This is a genomic window from Bradyrhizobium sp. PSBB068 (assembly GCA_016839165.1).
In the GTDB taxonomy this organism is placed as follows: Bacteria; Pseudomonadota; Alphaproteobacteria; order Rhizobiales; family Xanthobacteraceae; genus Bradyrhizobium.
The window spans coordinates 7,267,800-7,284,878 of record CP069300.1 but is presented as its reverse complement, the minus strand read 5'-3'; the positions used below and the strand labels follow the sequence as shown (position 1 = coordinate 7,284,878).

Genomic DNA, 17,079 nt, shown 5'->3' with positions numbered 1-17,079 from the left:
GCATCATGTCAGTGGACGGCGGTCTTTTCAAACTGCCGCAGCATCTGATTGCCGCGTTCGACGGCCGAGTCCAGCGCCTGCTTGGCGGTCTTCTTGCCGGCCAGCGCCTGCTCGATCTCCTCCGACCACATGTCGCGCAGCTGCACCATGTTGCCGAGGCGCAGGCCGCGGGAATTCTCGGTCGGCTCCTTGTTGGTGAGCTCGAGCAGCGGGGTCTCGAGATAGGGCTGGTCCTTGTAGAAGCCCTCTTCCTTGGCCTTGGCGTAGGCCGCCTTGGTGATCGGCAGATAGCCCGAGGCCTTGTGGATCCAGACCTGGCGGTCGGTGTCCGAGAGGAAGGTCAGGAACTTGGCGATGCCCTTGTATTCCTCCGCCGACTTGCCGCCCATGATCCAGAGCGAGGCACCGCCGATGATCGAGTTCTGCGGCGCGCCCTTGACGTCGGGATAATACGGCATCGGCGCCGCGGTGAAGTTGAACTTGGCCTGCGCCTTGACGTTGCCGAAGAAGGCCGACGAGGTCAGGTAGATCGGGCATTCACCCGAGGTGAAGCGGCCTTCACCGGTGTTGGTGCGGCCGGCGTAGTCGTAGGTCTTGTCCTTCTGCAGCTCGACCAGGTTCTCGAGATGCTTGACCTGCAGCGGGCCGTTGAATTCGAGCACGGTGTCGAAGCCGTCGAGGCCGTTGGCCTTGCTGGCGAGCGGCACGTTGTGCCAGGCCGACAGCTGCTCGAGATTGACCCAGGTGACCCACGAGCCGGAGAAGCCGCAGGTGGTGTAGCCGGCCGCCTTCAGCTTCTTGGCGTCCTCGAACACTTGCGGCCAGGTCTTCGGGATCTCGGCGATGTTGGCCTTCTTCAGCGCGTCGAGGTTGACCCACATCACGGTCGACGACGAGTTGAACGGGAACGACAGCATCTCGCCCTTCGAGGTCGAGTAATAGCCGGTGATCGCGGGCAGATAGACGCTCGGATCGAACTTCTCGCCGGCGTCGGCCATCAGCTTGTAGACCGGTTTGACGGCGCCGGTGGCGGCCATCATCGTCGCGGTGCCGACCTCGAACACCTGCATGATGTGCGGCGCGTTGCCGGCGCGGAACGCCGCGATGCCGGCATTCATGGTGTCGGCGTAACCGCCCTTGTAGGTCGGGATCACCTTGTAGTCGGACTGCGAGGCGTTGAAGTCGGTGGCCAGCTTGACGATGACGTCGTTGTTGGCGCCGGTCATCGCGTGCCACCACTGGATCTCGGTCACCGCAAATGCAGGCGACGCGAATGCAAGCGTAGCAGCGGCTACCGCAGCAGCGCCTAATCGTCGGAAAATCATCAAAGCCCCTCCCGGTTGGAACGTCATCTTTCGTTGCGCGCGTTATCAGCGCCGGATGACGTTCAAATGACCGTATAAACGAAAGCCATCGTAGGGGGGAAGCCGCGACAAAGGGAAGCGGTAAAAAAGGCGGAGATCGCAGCCGCCGCCCTGCGGTGCAACGCCGGACGCGACGCTGCACCGCGGGGCTGACGGATGGTTGTGTCAGCGCTTGCGCTGGGGACCGCAGACCACGCCCTTGTCGACCAGGCCGTTGATCTCGTCGCTGGAGTAGCCGAACTCGCCGAGCACCTCCGCAGCGTGCTGGCTGAATTTCGGCGGTGTGCGGCGCAGGTTCGGCTTGGTGCGTTCGAGGCGGATCGGCGAGGCGACGCCCTTGTACCAATCCTTCTCGATGACGTCGCCGCGATGGATCGTGTGCGGGTTGGTCAGCGCCTGGTCGATCTTCTGCACCGGGCCGGCCGGCAGGCCGGCGGCGAGCAGCCGGTTGCACAGCGGCTCGGCCTCGTGCTGGCTGAACACGGCGGCCAGCTCGGCCCGCAGCGCATCGCGGTTGGCGATCCGGTCCTTGTTGCGGGCAAAGCGCGGATCGGTGCCGAGCTCGGGCTTGCCGATCTCCTTGGCGAGCTTGCGGAAGGTGCCGTCATTGCCGACGCCGATGAAGATGTTGTCGGTCTTGGTCGGGAAGATCGCATAAGGCACGAGGTTCGGATGCTCGTTGCCGGTCAGCTGTGGCGGCTTGCCGTGCATGAAATAGTTCGCGGTGTGCGGATGCATGATCGCAAGCCCGGTCTCGTACAGCGTGGTCTCGAGGAACTGGCCGAGCCCCGAGCGCTGCCGCTCCGACAGCGCCATCAGGATGCCGATCGCGGCATAGAGCCCGGTGGTGATGTCGACCAGCGGCACGCCGATGCGCATCGGGCCGCTCTCCGGCGAGCCGGTGGCCGCGATCATGCCGGTCATCGCCTGGATGATCGCATCATAGCCGGGATTGCCGCCGCGCGGGCCGTCGGCGCCGAAGCCCGAGATCCGGCAATGCACCAGGCGCGGAAATTTCGCGCGCAGCACGTCGTTGCCGATGCCCCATTTGTCGAGCGTGCCGGGCTTGAAATTCTCGATCAGCACGTCGGCGGTCTCGAGCATCTTCATCAGCACCACGCGGCCGCCCTCGGAGGCGAGGTCGAGTCCGATCGAGCGCTTGTTGCGGTTGATGCCGACGAAATAGGCCGCGTCTTCCTCGTGGAAGGGAGGGCCCCAGTCACGCACCTCGTCGCCGGCGGGCGGCTCGACCTTGATCACGTCGGCGCCGTGGTCGGCGAGGATCTGGGTGCAATACGGGCCGCCGAGCACGCGCGTCAGATCGATCACGCGCAGTCCTGTCATCGCGCCCGTGGCCGCTGGGGTATTCATGGAAACAACCTTCGCTCAGTTGGGATAACGAGGGTCCCAGAGCTAACGGTCTTCAGGCGAGGCAGCAATGCTTTGATCGGCGCTGGCCCATGCAGCGGGCAGCGCGTGCGTTCGCCACGCACCAAAAGTAATGGTCCGCCACGTTGTCGCGTGGCGGACCATTGCGTGATGTGGAATTAGACGACGGTCAGCTTGACGTCGACATTGCCGCGGGTGGCGTTGGAATAGGGGCACACCTGGTGCGCCTTCTCGACCAGTGCTTCGGCGTCCGCGCGCGACAGGCCGGGCAGCGAGACGGCGAGCTCGACGGCGAGGCCGAAGCCGCCTTCCGAGCGCGGGCCGATCCCGACGGTCGAGGTCACCGCGGCGTCGGCGGGAACCTTGGGGCCGCCCTGCGAGGCCACGAACTTCATCGCGCCGATGAAGCAGGCGGCATAGCCGGCCGCGAACAGCTGCTCAGGATTGTTGCCGGCGCCACCGCCGCCACCGAGCTCCTTCGGGGTGGTGAGCTTGACGTCGAGCGCGCCGTCGAGCGTTGCCGCATGGCCGTCGCGGCCGCCGGTTGCCTTGGCGCTGGTCTTGTAGAGCACGTTCACAGACATCGTGGTCTCCCTTGGTTTGGCTTGCTGGTTTCGAGTGGGTTTGAAATCAACGGCCGCATGTATTGCATTCAATTGAATTGTGCGCAATATAAATTGCGCGGCCTCACATTTAATTGTTCGCAATTGAATTGGCGGTCCCGTGAGCCCAAAATGACCCGCAAACGAGATGGATTCGATGGGAATCATGGTCAGGAAACAGACGGCGGCGGATCAGGCGCTGCGGCTCGATAACCAGATCTGCTTTGCGGTCTATTCGACCGCGCACGCCTTCAACCGCGTCTACAAGCCGCTGCTCGACCGGCTCGGGCTGACCTATCCGCAGTATCTCGTGATGCTGGCGCTGTGGGAGCGCGACGACGTGCCGGTCAAGGATATCGGCGAGCGGCTGTTCCTGGATTCCGGCACGCTGACGCCGCTGCTGAAGCGGCTGGAAGCGGCCGAGCTGATCAGGCGGACCCGCAGCACCGAGGACGAGCGCGTGGTGCTGATCGCGCTGACGCAGCAAGGCCACGCGCTGCGCGAAAAGGCCAAAGCCGTCCCGCAGTCGATCCTCGCCGCGTCGGACTGCTCGGTTGGCGAATTGCTGACGATGAAGGACGAGATCGTCGCGCTGCGCGACCGGTTGAATGCGGTGCTGGGGGAGTAGGCGGACGGCGTGGCCGCGGTTAGAGGCGCTTCTTGGCGAAGGCGCAGTACCAGACGAGTTGCCAGGGTTTGAATTTTGAAGTGTGGGCGGACTTGCCGGCGTTGTGCTCGGGAATCCGTCGTTTCAGATCCTCGGTGGCGCCAACATATTCCTGATCAGGGAAGTCGATGCTGCGGATGATATAGACGTACCACATTCGCATCTACGAATAGCCGGAGTACGGACGCCTAGCAGGGACAGCTTAGCCTATCGATCGGGAGCGGACTTAGAAAGTGGCGGTTGAACCAGTCCGTCTTCGCCCTTCGGGCTACGCCGGACACCACGCTTCGCCCTTCAGGCAACCCGTAGCTGCGCCACGCGTAGCCCGAAGGGCGAAGCGTGGTGGAGCCAGGCGGGATCGAACCGCCGACCTCTTGCATGCCATGCAAGCGCTCTCCCAGCTGAGCTATGGCCCCTTATCCCGTGGGACGATCCTGGGGGATCAGTCCCTGCCCGCGCGGCCTAGACGACTCGCGCGGCAGCACCGTTGATCACAGATCTGCGCCGATCTCAAGTCTCTTCGTCGCCTCCGACGTCACCAATGATGTCGGTGACGTCCTCATCGCCCTCTTCCTCGTCGGCGATGAAGGTCGAATCGTCGTCATCATCGTCGTCGATGGTCTCATCGACCTCGATATCGTCCTCGGATTCCGGAACCACGGCCTTGACCTTGCCGGTGTTCTCCTCGGCATCGGCCTCCTCGAGCGAGACCAATTCCTCGGCTTCGGCCGCCTCGGGCTCGGCTGCGGTTGCCGGCGAGTTCACGGGCGCGCCACGGCCCCGCGCCGGCGCGACGGGCGCAATCGGCACGACCTCGCCGGTGTAGGGCGAAATCACCGGATTCTTGTTGAGGTCGTAGAACTTCTTGCCCGTGGTCGGGCAAATGCGCTTGGTTCCGAGCTCGGACTTGGCCAACGTGGTCATCCCAGAATTTTGCTGAAAAACGGTGCTTCACTTGGCTAGTTGAGCAGCCGCTGTCAATAGCGGTTTGCGCGCAAGTGACGGGCGCGTGACGCGGTGTTGCCTATGTGATACCTGCCGCGGCGCGAGAGGACACAATCTTGGCCCATTCTGACACCCCGACCCCGCTGGAATCCCGCGCTTGCGGCCCCCTGGCTGGCAAGGTCCGCGTTCCCGGCGACAAGTCGATTTCCCACCGTGCCCTGATCCTGGGGGCGCTTTCGGTTGGCGAAACCCGGATTTCCGGCCTCCTGGAGGGCGAGGACGTCCTCAATACCGCCCAATCCATGCGCGCGCTGGGCGCAAAAGTGGAGCGGACGGCGCCGTTTGCCTGGTCGGTATCCGGCGTCGGGGTCGGCGGCTTCGCCCAGCCCGCAGCGCCGCTCGATTTCGGCAATTCGGGCACCGGCTGCCGGCTGGTGATGGGCGCGGTTGCAGGCTGTCCGATCGCGGCCGTCTTCGACGGCGATGCCTCGCTGCGGTCGCGGCCGATGCGCCGCATCCTCGATCCGCTCGAGCTGATGGGCGCCCGGGTCAGCGATATCCGGGAGGGCGGCCGGCTGCCGCTCACCCTCCACGGTGCCCGCTATCCGGTGCCGATCGTCTACAAGACGCCGGTCGCCTCGGCCCAGATCAAGTCGGCGGTGCTGCTGGCGGGCCTGTCCGCGCCCGGCATCACCACCGTCATCGAGCAGGAGGCGAGCCGCGACCACACCGAGCTGATGCTGAAGCATTTTGGCGCCGAGATCTCCTCGGAGAAGGAAGGCAGCCACGGCCGCAGAATCACGCTGAACGGCGAGCCCGAGCTGCACGGCGCCGAGGTCGTGGTGCCCGCCGACCCGTCCTCGGCATCGTTCCCGATCGTTGCAGCGCTGATCGTCGAAGGCTCCGACGTCGTGTTCTCCGACGTGATGACCAATCCGCTGCGCACCGGCCTGTTCACCACGCTGCGTGAAATGGGTGCCTCGATCGAGGAGAGCGAGGTGCGCGGCGATGCCGGCGAGCCGATGGCGCAATTGCGCGTGCGCGCCTCGAAACTGAAGGGCGTCGAGGTGCCGCCGGAGCGCGCGCCGTCGATGATCGACGAATATCTGGTGCTGGCGGTTGCGGCTGCGTTTGCCGAGGGCACCACGATCATGCGCGGCTTGCAGGAGCTGCGCGTCAAGGAGTCCGATCGGCTCGAAGCCACCGCGGACATGCTGCGCGTCAACGGCGTCAAGGTCGAGGTCTCCGGCGACGATCTGATCGTCGAGGGCCGCGGCCATGTCCCGGGCGGCGGTCTTGTCGCCACCCACATGGATCACCGCATCGCGATGTCGGCGCTGGTGATGGGCTGCGCGTCGGATCGGCCGGTGAAGATCGACGACACTGCCTTCATCGCCACAAGTTTTCCGGACTTCATTCCGATGATGCGCGCGCTCGGAGCTGATTTCGCATGATCATCGCCATCGACGGACCCGCCGCCTCCGGCAAGGGCACGCTCGGCAAGCGGCTCGCCCACCACTACGGCTACCGCCATCTCGACACCGGCGTGATCTACCGCGCGGTGGCCTATGCGATGATGGCGCAGGGCGCCGACCTCAATGATGAGGCGCTGGCGGTGGCCGTGGCGCTGGAGCTCGACCCCGAGAAATTCGGCAATCCGATCCTGAAGACCCAGAAGGTCGGCGAGGGGGCATCCGTCGTCTCGGCCTTTCCCAAGGTGCGCGAGGCGCTGGTCAGCTTCCAGCGCCAGTTCGCCGCCGATCCGCCCGGTGCGGTGCTGGATGGGCGCGACATCGGCACCGTGATCTGCCCCGATGCCGACGTGAAGATCTTCGTGGTCGCCGATCCGCAGGTGCGGGCGCGCAGGCGCACGCTGGAGGCCCGGGCCCGCGGCGAGGACGCCGACGAGGCGGCGGTGCTCGCGGACATCCTCAAGCGCGACGAGCGGGACCAGAATCGGGCGATTGCGCCGCTGCGGCCGGCCCCGGACGCCCACACGCTGGACAATTCCAACCTCGACATCGAGGCCGGCGTGCGCGCCGCCATCGCCATCGTCGAGGCAGCGCGCGCCAAACGCTAAAGCGCGATGATATTTGGTTGAATCGTCATCGCGCTTTAGCTCTTTGTTTGAGCATGATCTTTTCGGAAAACCGCTTCGCACTTTTCCGGATCATGCTCTAGAATCAGCGGCATCGAAGCGCCCTTTCGGCTCGAAAACCCAGCAAAATGGGGCATTTCCTGCTTGCCGAAAGCAGGGCTCAGGGCTATATCAGCGCCGTTCGGCGCCACCATCGACCATGTCGAGGCCGTGTCTGAGCGGGCCGGTGCTGGGTTTGAGCCCTCGCCGCATCTGGAGGAACGCCCGCTCCCAGGTCTTGCAGTCGATATTTTCGCTTCGGGCTCCGGACTATCAAACGTACCGAACGTGCAGTCTTGCTGCCGGCCCGCTGTTGCTCCTCCTGCAACGAGCGGTCGTCAGGGTTTGCGGAACCCTGACACTTCACGCGCGGTGCGCCCAACAACCCGAACGGCCGGCGAGATCCCGCATCTGGAGAACCAATGGTTTCGAATTCTGCGTCTTCCTATTCCCCGACCCGCGACGATTTCGCGGCGATGCTTGATGAGTCCTTTGCCGGCGGCAATCTGCAGGAAAGCTCGGTCATCAAGGGCAAGGTTGTTGCGATCGAGAAAGACATGGCCGTCATCGACGTCGGCCTGAAGACCGAGGGCCGCGTCGCGCTGCGCGAATTCGCCGGCCCCGGCCGTGAGAGCGACCTGAAGGTCGGCGACGAAGTCGAGGTGTTCCTCGACCGTATCGAGAATGCGCTCGGCGAAGCCGTGCTGTCGCGCGACAAGGCGCGCCGCGAGGAAAGCTGGGGCAAGCTCGAGAAGGCGTTCCAGAACAACGAAAAGGTCAACGGCGTCATCTTCAACCAGGTCAAGGGCGGCTTCACGGTCGACCTCGACGGTGCAGTGGCCTTCCTGCCGCGCTCGCAGGTCGACATTCGTCCGATCCGCGACGTTGCGCCGCTGATGAACAACTCGCAGCCGTTCCAGATCCTCAAGATGGACCGCCGCCGCGGCAACATCGTGGTGTCGCGCCGCACGGTTCTCGAAGAGACCCGCGCCGAGCAGCGCCAGGAGCTGGTGCAGAACCTCGAAGAAGGTCAGGTGATCGACGGCGTGGTCAAGAACATCACCGATTACGGTGCGTTCGTTGATCTCGGCGGCATCGACGGCCTGCTGCACGTGACCGATATCGCCTGGCGCCGCGTCAACCACCCGACCGAGGTGCTGACCATCGGCCAGACCGTGAAGGTCAAGATCATCAAGATCAACCACGAGACCCACCGCATCTCGCTCGGTATGAAGCAGCTGCTGGATGATCCGTGGCAGGGCATCGAAGCCAAGTACCCGCTGGGTGCCCGCTTCACCGGCCGCGTCACCAACATCACCGACTACGGCGCGTTCGTCGAGCTCGAGCCGGGCATCGAAGGCCTGATCCACGTCTCCGAGATGTCGTGGACCAAGAAGAACATGCACCCCGGCAAGATCGTTTCGACCTCGCAGGAAGTCGAAGTGCAGGTCCTGGAAGTGGATTCGGTCAAGCGACGCATCTCGCTCGGTCTCAAGCAGACCATGCGCAATCCCTGGGAAGTGTTCGTCGAGAAGTTCCCGGTCGGTTCGGTGGTCGAGGGCGAAGTCAAGAACAAGACCGAGTTCGGTCTGTTCCTGGGTCTCGAGGGCGACGTCGACGGCATGGTCCATCTCTCCGACCTCGACTGGAAGCTTCCGGGCGAGCAGGTCATCGACAACTTCAAGAAGGGCGACATGGTCAAGGCCGTGGTGCTCGATGTCGATGTCGAGAAGGAGCGTATCTCGCTCGGCGTCAAGCAGCTCGAAGGCGACCCCTTCGCCGAGCCGGGCGACGTCAAGAAGGGCGCGGTCGTGACCTGCGAAGTGCTCGAAGTGAAGGAAAGCGGCATCGAGGTCCGGATCTCGGGCACCGAGTTCACCACCTTCATCAAGCGGTCCGAACTGGCCCGCGATCGCAACGACCAGCGCGCCGAGCGCTTCGCCGTCGGCGAGAAGGTCGATGCCCGCGTCATCCAGTTCGACAAGAAGGCCCGCAAGGTGCAGGTCTCGATCAAGGCGCTGGAAGTTGCCGAAGAGAAGGAAGCCATCGCGCAGTACGGCTCCTCCGATTCGGGAGCGACGCTTGGCGACATCCTCGGCACCGCGTTGAAGAACCGCGGCACCGACAAGTAAGCGTTCGCACCATTCTCGCGAACAATCGGGGCCCCGGCGCAAGCCGGGGCCCTTTTGTTTGCCGGATTGCGGGCCTTGTTTTCTTCATATTGCGTCGCAATTGATGTATTTGGCTAAGCTGATAGTGACGCTGCGACGGCAAAACGCGCGGACCTTCGCGCTGACCATTTCTGGAGAGACCGATGTCGCTGGATTCGGACGTGATCGTCGACCGTCGCCGTATCAGGCGCAAGCTGACATTCTGGCGCGTCGCCGCTGCGGTCATTGCGATCGCGGCCATCGTCGGCGTGGGCGTGATCGCCGCCGGCGGACGCGGCGGCTTGTCGACGTCGAACGCGATCGCGCGGATCAATATCGACGGATTGATCCGCAGCGACCAGCAGCGCGTCGAGGCGCTGGAGCGGCTCGGAAAGTCGAGCTATGCGGCGGTTGTCGTGCACATCAATTCGCCCGGCGGCACCACCGCGGGCTCCGAGCAGCTCTACGACTCGCTGATGCAGTTGAAGGCGAAGAAGCCGCTCGTCGTCGTGGTCGAGGGATTGGCCGCATCGGGCGGCTACATCACCGCGATCGCCTCCGACCATATCGTCGCCCAGCAGACCTCGCTGGTCGGCTCGATCGGCGTGCTCTTCCAGTTCCCCAACGTTTCCGAATTGCTCAAGACCGTCGGCGTGAAGATGGAGGAGATCAAGTCCTCACCGTTGAAAGCGGCGCCCAATGGCATGGAGCCGACCAGCCCCGAAGCCCGTGCCGCGATCGAGGGGCTGGTCAAGGACTCCTATGCCTGGTTCCGTGGATTGGTGAAGGAGCGGCGCGGCATGGACGATGCGCTGTTGGAGAAGGTCGCGGATGGACGCGTCTTCACCGGCCGGCAGGCGGTCGATCTCAAGCTGATCGATCAGCTGGGAGATGAAAAGACCGCGATCGCCTGGCTGGTTGCGGAGAAGAAGGTCAAAAGCGACCTGCCGGTGCGCAATTACACGCTTAATCCGCGATTCAGCGACCTGACCTTCCTGCGCACCGCGGCGTCGATGACGCTCGATGCGTTCGGCCTTGGCGCCATCGCGCGGCGGATCGAGCAGGGTGGCGTGGCCCAGGCCGTCGACCGGTTTGGGCTCGACGGCATGCTGGCGCTGTGGGCGCCGGGAGGAGCCGACTAGTCGGGTGCGAAACGCGTGATGATCAAGGTATTCCCGCTCTGCGGGAATCGCCGCATGCCCCAATTGGGCTATTTGTCACGCGATTTCACGGCGTCCTAAATCGATTTAGCGTCTTGACAGTGCACGGCATTTTCACGGAAATGGGTTTCCGCAAGAGCCCGGATCCCATTTTCGATGATCAAATCCGAACTTGTTCAGCGTATCGCCGAGCACAACCCGCACCTCTATCAGCGGGACGTCGAGAACATTGTGAATGCGATTCTCGATGAAATCGTCGCGGCGCTGGCGCGTGGCGACCGCGTCGAGCTGCGCGGTTTCGGCGCATTCTCGGTGAAGCATCGCCCGGCGCGTGCCGGCCGCAATCCGCGTACCGGCGAGCATGTGCCGGTCGACCAGAAGAGCGTGCCGTTCTTCAAGACCGGCAAGGAAATGCGCGAGCGCCTCAATCGCGACGAGGCCGAGGCGGGAGCCGCCAAGATCGACGCGCCCAAGGCTGATGCTTAAGGCTGAGGCCTGAGCGCCGCCTCCGGCGTTGTCGTGCTGCGGGCGAAGGGCCCGCACTTTCTCCATCGCTGCGAGAGATGGTCATGCGAAAGTTCTTCACGGCAGTGGTCGTCATTCCGCTCGGACTGATCTTCATCATCTTCGCCGTCGCCAACCGTCACTGGGTGACGGTGTCGTTTGACCCGTTCAATTCTGTGACGCCGACGGTTGCGGTCACACTGCCGCTGTTCGTGGTCATCATCGCTTCCGCGATCCTGGGCGTGATCGCGGGCGGCATGGCGACCTGGTTCAAGCAGGGGCGCTGGCGCCGCGCCGCCCGGCAGCACGAGGCCGACGCCCGCCACATCCGCGCCGAGCTCGCCGACCTCAGGGCCGCGGCCTCCCGGGACGACGCGCAGCGCCGCCCGGCCGCGGCCCAGCTCGGCTTTTACGGGCCCAATGGGCGAGACAAGCAGGGCGCGACGTTGTAGAACCCGCCCCGTCCGACCAGGGTTCACCCCGGTTCCGGCCGCCCGAAAACCTGTTTTGAGACCCGTTTCGAGACCATGCCCCTGCTCGTCAAAATCTGCGGCCTGTCAACGCGCGAGACGCTCGACGTCGCGCTGGAGAGCGGCGCCGACATGGTGGGGTTCGTGTTCTTTCCGCCGTCGCCGCGCCATATCAGCCTAGAGACCGCGCGCGAGCTCGGCAAACAGGCCAAGGGCCGCGCCGTGAAGGTCGCGCTGACGGTCGATGCCGACGACGCGACCATCGAGAACATCATCGAGACGCTGCGGCCGGATATCCTGCAGCTGCACGGCAAGGAGACCACCGCGCGGCTGCGTGATCTCAAGCAGAAATTCGGCCTGCCGCTGATGAAGGCGCTGCCGGTCGAGACCGCGGCCGACCTCGCGCCGCTGCCGGGTTATGCCGGCGTCGCCGACAGTATCCTGTTCGATGCCCGCGCGCCAAAGGATGCGACGCGGCCAGGCGGTCTCGGCGCGCCGTTCGATTGGCACGTGCTGGAAAATCTCGACCTCGCGCTGCCCTACATGGTCTCCGGCGGGCTCAACGCCGAGAACGTCGCTGAAGCCGTCCGCGTTACCCGCGCCGGCGGCGTCGACGTCTCCTCGGGTGTCGAGCGCACGCCCGGCGTCAAGGATCCCGAGCTGATCCGCGCCTTCATCCGCGCCGCACGCGCAACCCAAAGTACTACCCAAGAACTGATGGTTCGATGAATCAAAACCTGCCCAATTCCTTCCGCAGCGGCCCCGACGAGCGCGGGCATTTCGGCATTTTCGGCGGACGCTTCGTCGCCGAAACGCTGATGCCGCTGATCCTCGATCTCGAAAAGGCCTATGCCGACGCCAAGGCCGATCCGGCGTTCCAGGCCGAGATGAATGTCTATCTGAAGGACTATGTCGGCCGGCCGTCGCCGCTGTATTTCGCCGAACGGCTCACCGAGCATCTCGGCGGCGCGAAAATCTATTTGAAGCGCGAGGAGCTCAACCACACCGGTTCGCACAAGGTCAACAACGTGCTCGGCCAGATCATGGTCGCGCGCCGCATGGGCAAGAAGCGCATCATCGCCGAGACCGGCGCCGGCCAGCATGGCGTGGCGACGGCGACGCTGTGCGCGCGCTTCGGGCTCGAATGCGTGGTCTATATGGGCGCGGTCGACGTCGAGCGGCAGCAGCCGAACGTGATCCGCATGGAGATGCTCGGCGCCAAGGTCGTCCCGGTGCAGTCGGGCGCGCGCACGCTGAAGGACGCGATGAACGATGCGCTGCGCGATTGGGTCACCAACGTGCACAACACCTTCTATTGCATCGGCACGGTGGCGGGTCCGCACCCCTATCCAATGATGGTGCGCGACTTCCAGTCGATCATCGGCCACGAGACGCGCAAGCAGATGCAGGAGGCCGAGGGCCGCCTGCCGGACTCGCTGATCGCCTGCATCGGCGGCGGTTCCAACGCGATGGGCCTGTTCCATCCGTTCCTCGACGATCCCTCGGTCGAGATCTTCGGCGTCGAGGCAGCCGGCCACGGGCTGACGCAGCTGCATGCGGCCTCGCTTGCCGGCGGCCGCCCCGGCGTGCTGCACGGCAACCGCACCTATCTTTTGATGGACGCCGACGGCCAGATCGAGGAAGCGCATTCGATCTCGGCCGGCCTCGACTATCCCGGCATCGGCCCCGAGCACGCCTGGCTGCACGAGACCGGCCGCGTGACATATCTCTCGGCGACCGACGAGGAGGCGCTGGCCGCATTCCAGCTGCTGTCGCGGCTCGAAGGCATCATCCCCGCGCTGGAATCCGCGCATGCGATCGCGAAATTGTCCGAACTCGCGCCGCAGCGGCCGAAGGATCACCTGATGGTGGTCAACCTCTCGGGCCGCGGCGACAAGGACGTTCCGCAGGTCGGCGACATCTTGAAGGCGAGGCAGAAGTGATGGGCTGGGCGCTCCTTCCTTACCTCTCCCCGTTGGGGAGAGGTCGGCTGCGCAGCAGCCGGGTGAGGGGTCTCTCCACTCATTCGAACCGCAGCGATGTTTCGATCATCTCGAGCACACCCTCGCGATTCTCATACACATCGGTCTTGGTAACCCGCACGACGAGAAAGCCGCAAGCTTCGAGGACTTTGGTCCTGGCTTCGTCGCGTTTCAGTTCTGATGACGTGGAATGTGTTACGCCGTCGACTTCCACGATCAGTTTGCCGTCGAGCGTGACGAAATCGACGACGTATCGGTCAATCGGGTGCTGGCGACGGAATTTCCATCGCGCTAGCCTGCGATTGCGCAGCGCCTGCCAAAGCTTCGCCTCGGCGTTTGTCTGTGACGCGCGGAGGCTTCGCGCTCTTGCTTTGAACTGCTCCATCCCCCTCACCCGGCTGCTACGCAGCCGACCTCTCCCCGGAGGGGAGAGGTATAGCACAGCGACTGTCCAACCATGACTACCCGTATCGACGCACGTTTCGCCGAGCTGAAGCAGCAGGGCCGCTCCGCCTTCGTCACCTTCGTGATGGCGGGCGACCCCGACGCCAAGACCTCGCTCGATATCCTCAAGGCGCTGCCGAAGGCCGGCGCCGACGTCATCGAGATCGGCATGCCCTTCACCGATCCGATGGCCGACGGCCCGTCGATCCAGGCCGCCGGCCTGCGTGCGCTCAAGGGCGGCATGACCTTGCGCAAGACGCTGGCGATGGTCCGCGACTTCCGCAAGGAGGACAACGCCACGCCGATCGTGCTGATGGGCTACTACAATCCGATCTACATCTACGGCGTCGACGGCTTCCTGACTGACGCCAAGACCGCCGGCGTCGATGGCCTGATCATCGTCGACCTGCCGCCGGAGGAAGACACCGAGCTCTGCATCCCGGCGATGAAGGCCGGGTTGAACTTCATCCGGCTGGCGACGCCGACCACTGACGACAAGCGCCTGCCGGCGGTGCTCGCCAACACGTCGGGCTTTGTCTATTACGTCTCGATCACCGGCATCACCGGCAGCGCTGCGGCCGACTCCAACGCGGTTGCGGAAGCGGTCGCGCGCATCAAGCGGCACACCAAGCTGCCGGTCTGCGTCGGCTTCGGCATCCGCACCCCTGAGACGGCGCGCGCGATCGCCGAGAGTGCCAACGGCGCCGTGGTCGGCACCGCAATCGTCGATGCGGTGCGTGCCAACCTCGATGCCGAGGGCCGCGCCACGCCGAAGACCGTGAGTGCGGTGGCGGACCTGGTGTCCGCGCTGGCGCAGGGGGTCCGGGGCGCCAAGCAGGCCGCTGAATAAGCCACATTTTGCGGCAACAAGGCCGCAGACGGCGGCTTGCCGGGTTCGCCCGGCCCGCCATATATCCAGCTGGTGCGGGACCGACCCGCATTTCGGAGCGAACCATGAACTGGCTCACCAACGTCGTCCGGCCGAAGATCCGCAACATCCTGCGCCGCGAGACGCCGGAGAATCTCTGGATCAAGTGCCCGGATTCCGGGCAGCTCGTGTTCTACAAGGACGTCGAGGCCAACCAGTTCGTGATCCCCGGCTCGAACTACCACATGCGCATGGGCGCGGTGGCCCGGCTCAAGTCGATCTTCGACAATGAGACCTGGTTCGACGTCGCGCTGCCTGACGTCGCGGCCGATCCGCTCAAGTTCCGCGACGAGCGCAAGTATGTCGACCGCATCAAGGACGCGCGCGCCAAGACCGGACTGAACGACGCGATCAAGGTCGGCTACGGCAAGTTAGAGGGAGCCGGCGTCGTGGTCGCGGTGCAGGATTTCGATTTCATGGGCGGCTCGCTCGGCATGGCGGCCGGTGAAGCGATGGTGCGCGGGCTCGAGCTCGCGGTCGAGAAGAAGTCGCCGTTCATCGTGTTCGCCGCCTCCGGCGGCGCGCGGATGCAGGAAGGCATTCTGTCGCTGATGCAGATGCCGCGCACCACGGTCGGCGTGCAGATGCTGCGCGAGGCGCGCCAGCCCTACATCGTCGTGCTGACCAATCCGACCACCGGCGGCGTCACCGCCTCCTATGCGATGCTCGGCGACATCCACATCGCCGAGCCCGGCGCACTGATCGGCTTTGCCGGCGCGCGCGTGATCGAGCAGACCATCCGCGAGAAGCTGCCCGAAGGTTTTCAGCGCGCCGAATACCTGCGCGAGCACGGCATGGTCGACATGGTCGTGCATCGCCATGAGATGAAGGCCACGCTGGCGCGGCTGTGCCGGCTGCTGACCAAGGCGCCGGCGCTTGAAACCGCATCGAAGCCCGCAACTCCGGTCACCGAGCCGGCCCAGATCGTGACGGCCCCGGAGACGGTGCCGGCCGCGCCGCACGCGTGACCGCAAGCGCCGCCCCATCGCAGGCCTCGTTCGAGGCGCTGATCGCGCGGATATCGGCGCTGCATCCCAAGCGCATCGATCTCAGCCTCGATCGCATGCGCGGCCTGATGGAGCGGCTCGATCATCCCGAGCGCAAGCTGCCGCCGGTGATCCATGTCGCCGGCACCAACGGCAAGGGCTCGACGGTCGCATATCTGCGCGCGATCCTCGAAGCATCGGGCCTGCGGGTGCACGTCTTCACCTCGCCCTATCTGGTGCGGCTCAACGAATGCTACCGGCTCGGCGCCGTCGGCGGCGGCAAGCTGGTCGGCGACGATGAGCTGCACGCGACGTTCGAGCATTGCGAGCGTGCCAATGCCGGCAATCCCATCACCATCTTCGAGATGGAAACGGCGGTCGCGTTCTGCCTGTTCGCGAAGCATCCGGCCGACGTTGCGTTGCTCGAGGTCGGCCTCGGCGGCCGGCTGGATTCGACCAATGTGGTCGAGATGCCGCTGGCTTCGGTGATCACGCCGGTCAGCATGGACCATATGGAATTCCTCGGCGACACGCTGGCCCTGATCGCCAGCGAGAAGGCCGCGATCATCAAGCGCAAGGTGCCGGTAGTGTGCGCCGAGCAGGCGCCCGATGCGATGGCGGTGATCGAGGCGGAGGCGCACCGCATGCGGGCGCCGCTGCACGCCGCCGGCCAGCAATGGCATGTCGGCGTCGAGCGTGGCCGCCTGGTCTATCAGGACGAGCGCGGCCTGATGGATCTCGCTGCGCCAAAACTGTTCGGTCGCCACCAGTTCGACAATGCCGGCCTTGCGATCGCGACGTTGCGCGCGATCGACGCGTTCAAGCTCAACCTCGCCGCCTTCGAGACCGGCATCGTCAGTGCGGAATGGCCGGCGCGGATGCAGCGGCTGGTCTCCGGCACGCTCGTTTGCCAGGGACCGCAGGGCTCCGAGGTCTGGCTCGATGGCGGCCACAATGCCGAGGGAGGCCGGGTTGCGGCCGCCGCGCTCGGCGATCTCGAGGAGCGCGTGTCGCGGCCGCTGGTCGTGATCGCAGGCATGATGGCCAACAAGGATGCCAGCGCATTCCTCGCCAATTTCGCCGGATTGACGCGCCACATCATCGCGGTCCCGGTGCCCGGCCGCGACAACGGCATGGCGCCGGACAAGCTTGCCGACGCCGCGCGTGCGCTCGGCATGCGCGTCGAGATCGCGACCGGCGTCGACGCCGCGCTGCGACGGCTCGCTACGCTGGCCTATGAGGTGCCGCCGCGCATCCTGATCACCGGCTCGCTGTACCTCGCCGGCCCGGTGCTTGCGGCCAACGGCACGCCTCCTGCATAACAGGCCTCGCGTCCCTGCTGCGGTACGCA

At 65.0% G+C, this 17,079-nt stretch carries 17 protein-coding genes, 1 tRNA gene and 1 pseudogene; 12 read left to right on the top strand and 7 right to left on the bottom strand.

The window, feature by feature from the left end:
• Nucleotides 1-8: 8 nt before the first annotated feature.
• From ugpB to JQ507_33750, 3 genes are all read right to left on the bottom strand, one after another.
• Nucleotides 9-1,325: a sn-glycerol-3-phosphate ABC transporter substrate-binding protein UgpB gene (gene ugpB / locus JQ507_33760; GenBank protein QRI69749.1), complete on the bottom strand. Its 1,317-nt coding sequence runs from the start codon at nt 1,323-1,325 to the stop codon at nt 9-11.
• A gap of 204 nt (nt 1,326-1,529) precedes the next feature.
• Nucleotides 1,530-2,708: a CoA transferase gene (locus tag JQ507_33755; GenBank protein ID QRI73628.1), complete on the bottom strand. Its 1,179-nt coding sequence runs from the start codon at nt 2,706-2,708 to the stop codon at nt 1,530-1,532.
• A 203-nt stretch (nt 2,709-2,911) separates the two neighbouring features.
• Entirely contained in the window at nt 2,912-3,337 is a 426-nt protein-coding gene (locus JQ507_33750) for an organic hydroperoxide resistance protein (protein ID QRI69748.1), read from the bottom strand.
• Between the two features lie 184 nt (nt 3,338-3,521).
• On the opposite strand from JQ507_33750, the gene JQ507_33745 reads away from it, so the two are divergent.
• On the top strand, nt 3,522-3,983 hold the full coding sequence (locus JQ507_33745) for a MarR family transcriptional regulator (GenBank protein QRI69747.1): 462 nt from the start codon (nt 3,522-3,524) through the stop codon (nt 3,981-3,983).
• Nucleotides 3,984-4,008: 25 nt separating this feature from the next.
• Here JQ507_33745 and JQ507_33740 read toward each other — a convergent pair.
• From JQ507_33740 to JQ507_33730, 3 genes and pseudogenes are all read right to left on the bottom strand, one after another.
• Nucleotides 4,009-4,179, bottom strand: a pseudogene (locus JQ507_33740) (GIY-YIG nuclease family protein).
• A 183-nt stretch (nt 4,180-4,362) separates the two neighbouring features.
• A tRNA-Ala gene (locus JQ507_33735) sits at nt 4,363-4,438 on the bottom strand.
• Between the two features lie 94 nt (nt 4,439-4,532).
• A complete protein-coding gene (locus JQ507_33730; GenBank protein QRI73627.1) occupies nt 4,533-4,937 on the bottom strand; it encodes a TIGR02300 family protein in 405 nt (134 codons plus the stop codon).
• A 146-nt stretch (nt 4,938-5,083) separates the two neighbouring features.
• Here JQ507_33730 and aroA point away from each other — a divergent pair, with 146 nt between their 5' ends.
• The 8 genes from aroA to trpB all read left to right on the top strand — a co-directional run bounded on the left by aroA (nt 5,084) and on the right by trpB (nt 13,331).
• On the top strand, nt 5,084-6,421 hold the full coding sequence (aroA, locus tag JQ507_33725) for a 3-phosphoshikimate 1-carboxyvinyltransferase (GenBank protein ID QRI69746.1): 1,338 nt from the start codon (nt 5,084-5,086) through the stop codon (nt 6,419-6,421).
• Nucleotides 6,418-7,047, top strand: coding sequence for a (d)CMP kinase (locus JQ507_33720; protein QRI69745.1), 630 nt, complete (start codon nt 6,418-6,420; stop codon nt 7,045-7,047). The genes aroA and JQ507_33720 overlap by 4 nt, the downstream gene beginning before the upstream one ends.
• Nucleotides 7,048-7,526: 479 nt before the next feature.
• Complete coding sequence (gene rpsA / locus JQ507_33715) at nt 7,527-9,236, top strand: 30S ribosomal protein S1 (protein ID QRI69744.1); 1,710 nt, start codon at nt 7,527-7,529, stop codon at nt 9,234-9,236.
• Between the two features lie 182 nt (nt 9,237-9,418).
• Nucleotides 9,419-10,396 (top strand): signal peptide peptidase SppA, encoded by a 978-nt coding sequence (gene sppA / locus JQ507_33710; protein QRI69743.1) that lies wholly within the window; start codon nt 9,419-9,421, stop codon nt 10,394-10,396.
• A 174-nt stretch (nt 10,397-10,570) separates the two neighbouring features.
• A complete protein-coding gene (locus JQ507_33705; GenBank protein ID QRI69742.1) occupies nt 10,571-10,900 on the top strand; it encodes an integration host factor subunit beta in 330 nt (109 codons plus the stop codon).
• 83 nt (nt 10,901-10,983) lie between these two features.
• Nucleotides 10,984-11,370, top strand: coding sequence for a LapA family protein (locus JQ507_33700; GenBank protein QRI69741.1), 387 nt, complete (start codon nt 10,984-10,986; stop codon nt 11,368-11,370).
• 75 nt (nt 11,371-11,445) lie between these two features.
• Nucleotides 11,446-12,117, top strand: a complete 672-nt coding sequence (locus JQ507_33695) for a phosphoribosylanthranilate isomerase (protein ID QRI69740.1) — start codon at nt 11,446-11,448, stop codon at nt 12,115-12,117.
• Nucleotides 12,114-13,331 (top strand): tryptophan synthase subunit beta, encoded by a 1,218-nt coding sequence (gene trpB, locus JQ507_33690; GenBank protein QRI69739.1) that lies wholly within the window; start codon nt 12,114-12,116, stop codon nt 13,329-13,331. Before JQ507_33695 ends, trpB begins: the two co-directional genes overlap by 4 nt.
• Nucleotides 13,332-13,410: 79 nt before the next feature.
• On the opposite strand, the gene JQ507_33685 is transcribed toward trpB, so the two are convergent.
• Nucleotides 13,411-13,755 carry an endonuclease domain-containing protein gene (locus JQ507_33685; protein QRI69738.1) on the bottom strand — a complete coding sequence of 115 codons (345 nt, stop codon included), beginning with the start codon at nt 13,753-13,755 and terminating at the stop codon, nt 13,411-13,413.
• A 72-nt stretch (nt 13,756-13,827) separates the two neighbouring features.
• On the opposite strand from JQ507_33685, the gene JQ507_33680 reads away from it, so the two are divergent.
• The 3 genes from JQ507_33680 (at nt 13,828) to JQ507_33670 (ending at nt 17,050) form a co-directional block, all read left to right on the top strand.
• Complete coding sequence (locus tag JQ507_33680) at nt 13,828-14,664, top strand: tryptophan synthase subunit alpha (protein QRI69737.1); 837 nt, start codon at nt 13,828-13,830, stop codon at nt 14,662-14,664.
• 104 nt (nt 14,665-14,768) lie between these two features.
• The gene (locus JQ507_33675) at nt 14,769-15,710 is read left to right on the top strand and encodes an acetyl-CoA carboxylase carboxyltransferase subunit beta (GenBank protein QRI69736.1); all 942 of its coding nucleotides are present in this window, start codon (nt 14,769-14,771) and stop codon (nt 15,708-15,710) included.
• The gene (locus tag JQ507_33670; GenBank protein ID QRI69735.1) at nt 15,707-17,050 is read left to right on the top strand and encodes a bifunctional folylpolyglutamate synthase/dihydrofolate synthase; all 1,344 of its coding nucleotides are present in this window, start codon (nt 15,707-15,709) and stop codon (nt 17,048-17,050) included. Before JQ507_33675 ends, JQ507_33670 begins: the two co-directional genes overlap by 4 nt.
• Nucleotides 17,051-17,079 lie beyond the last annotated feature (29 nt).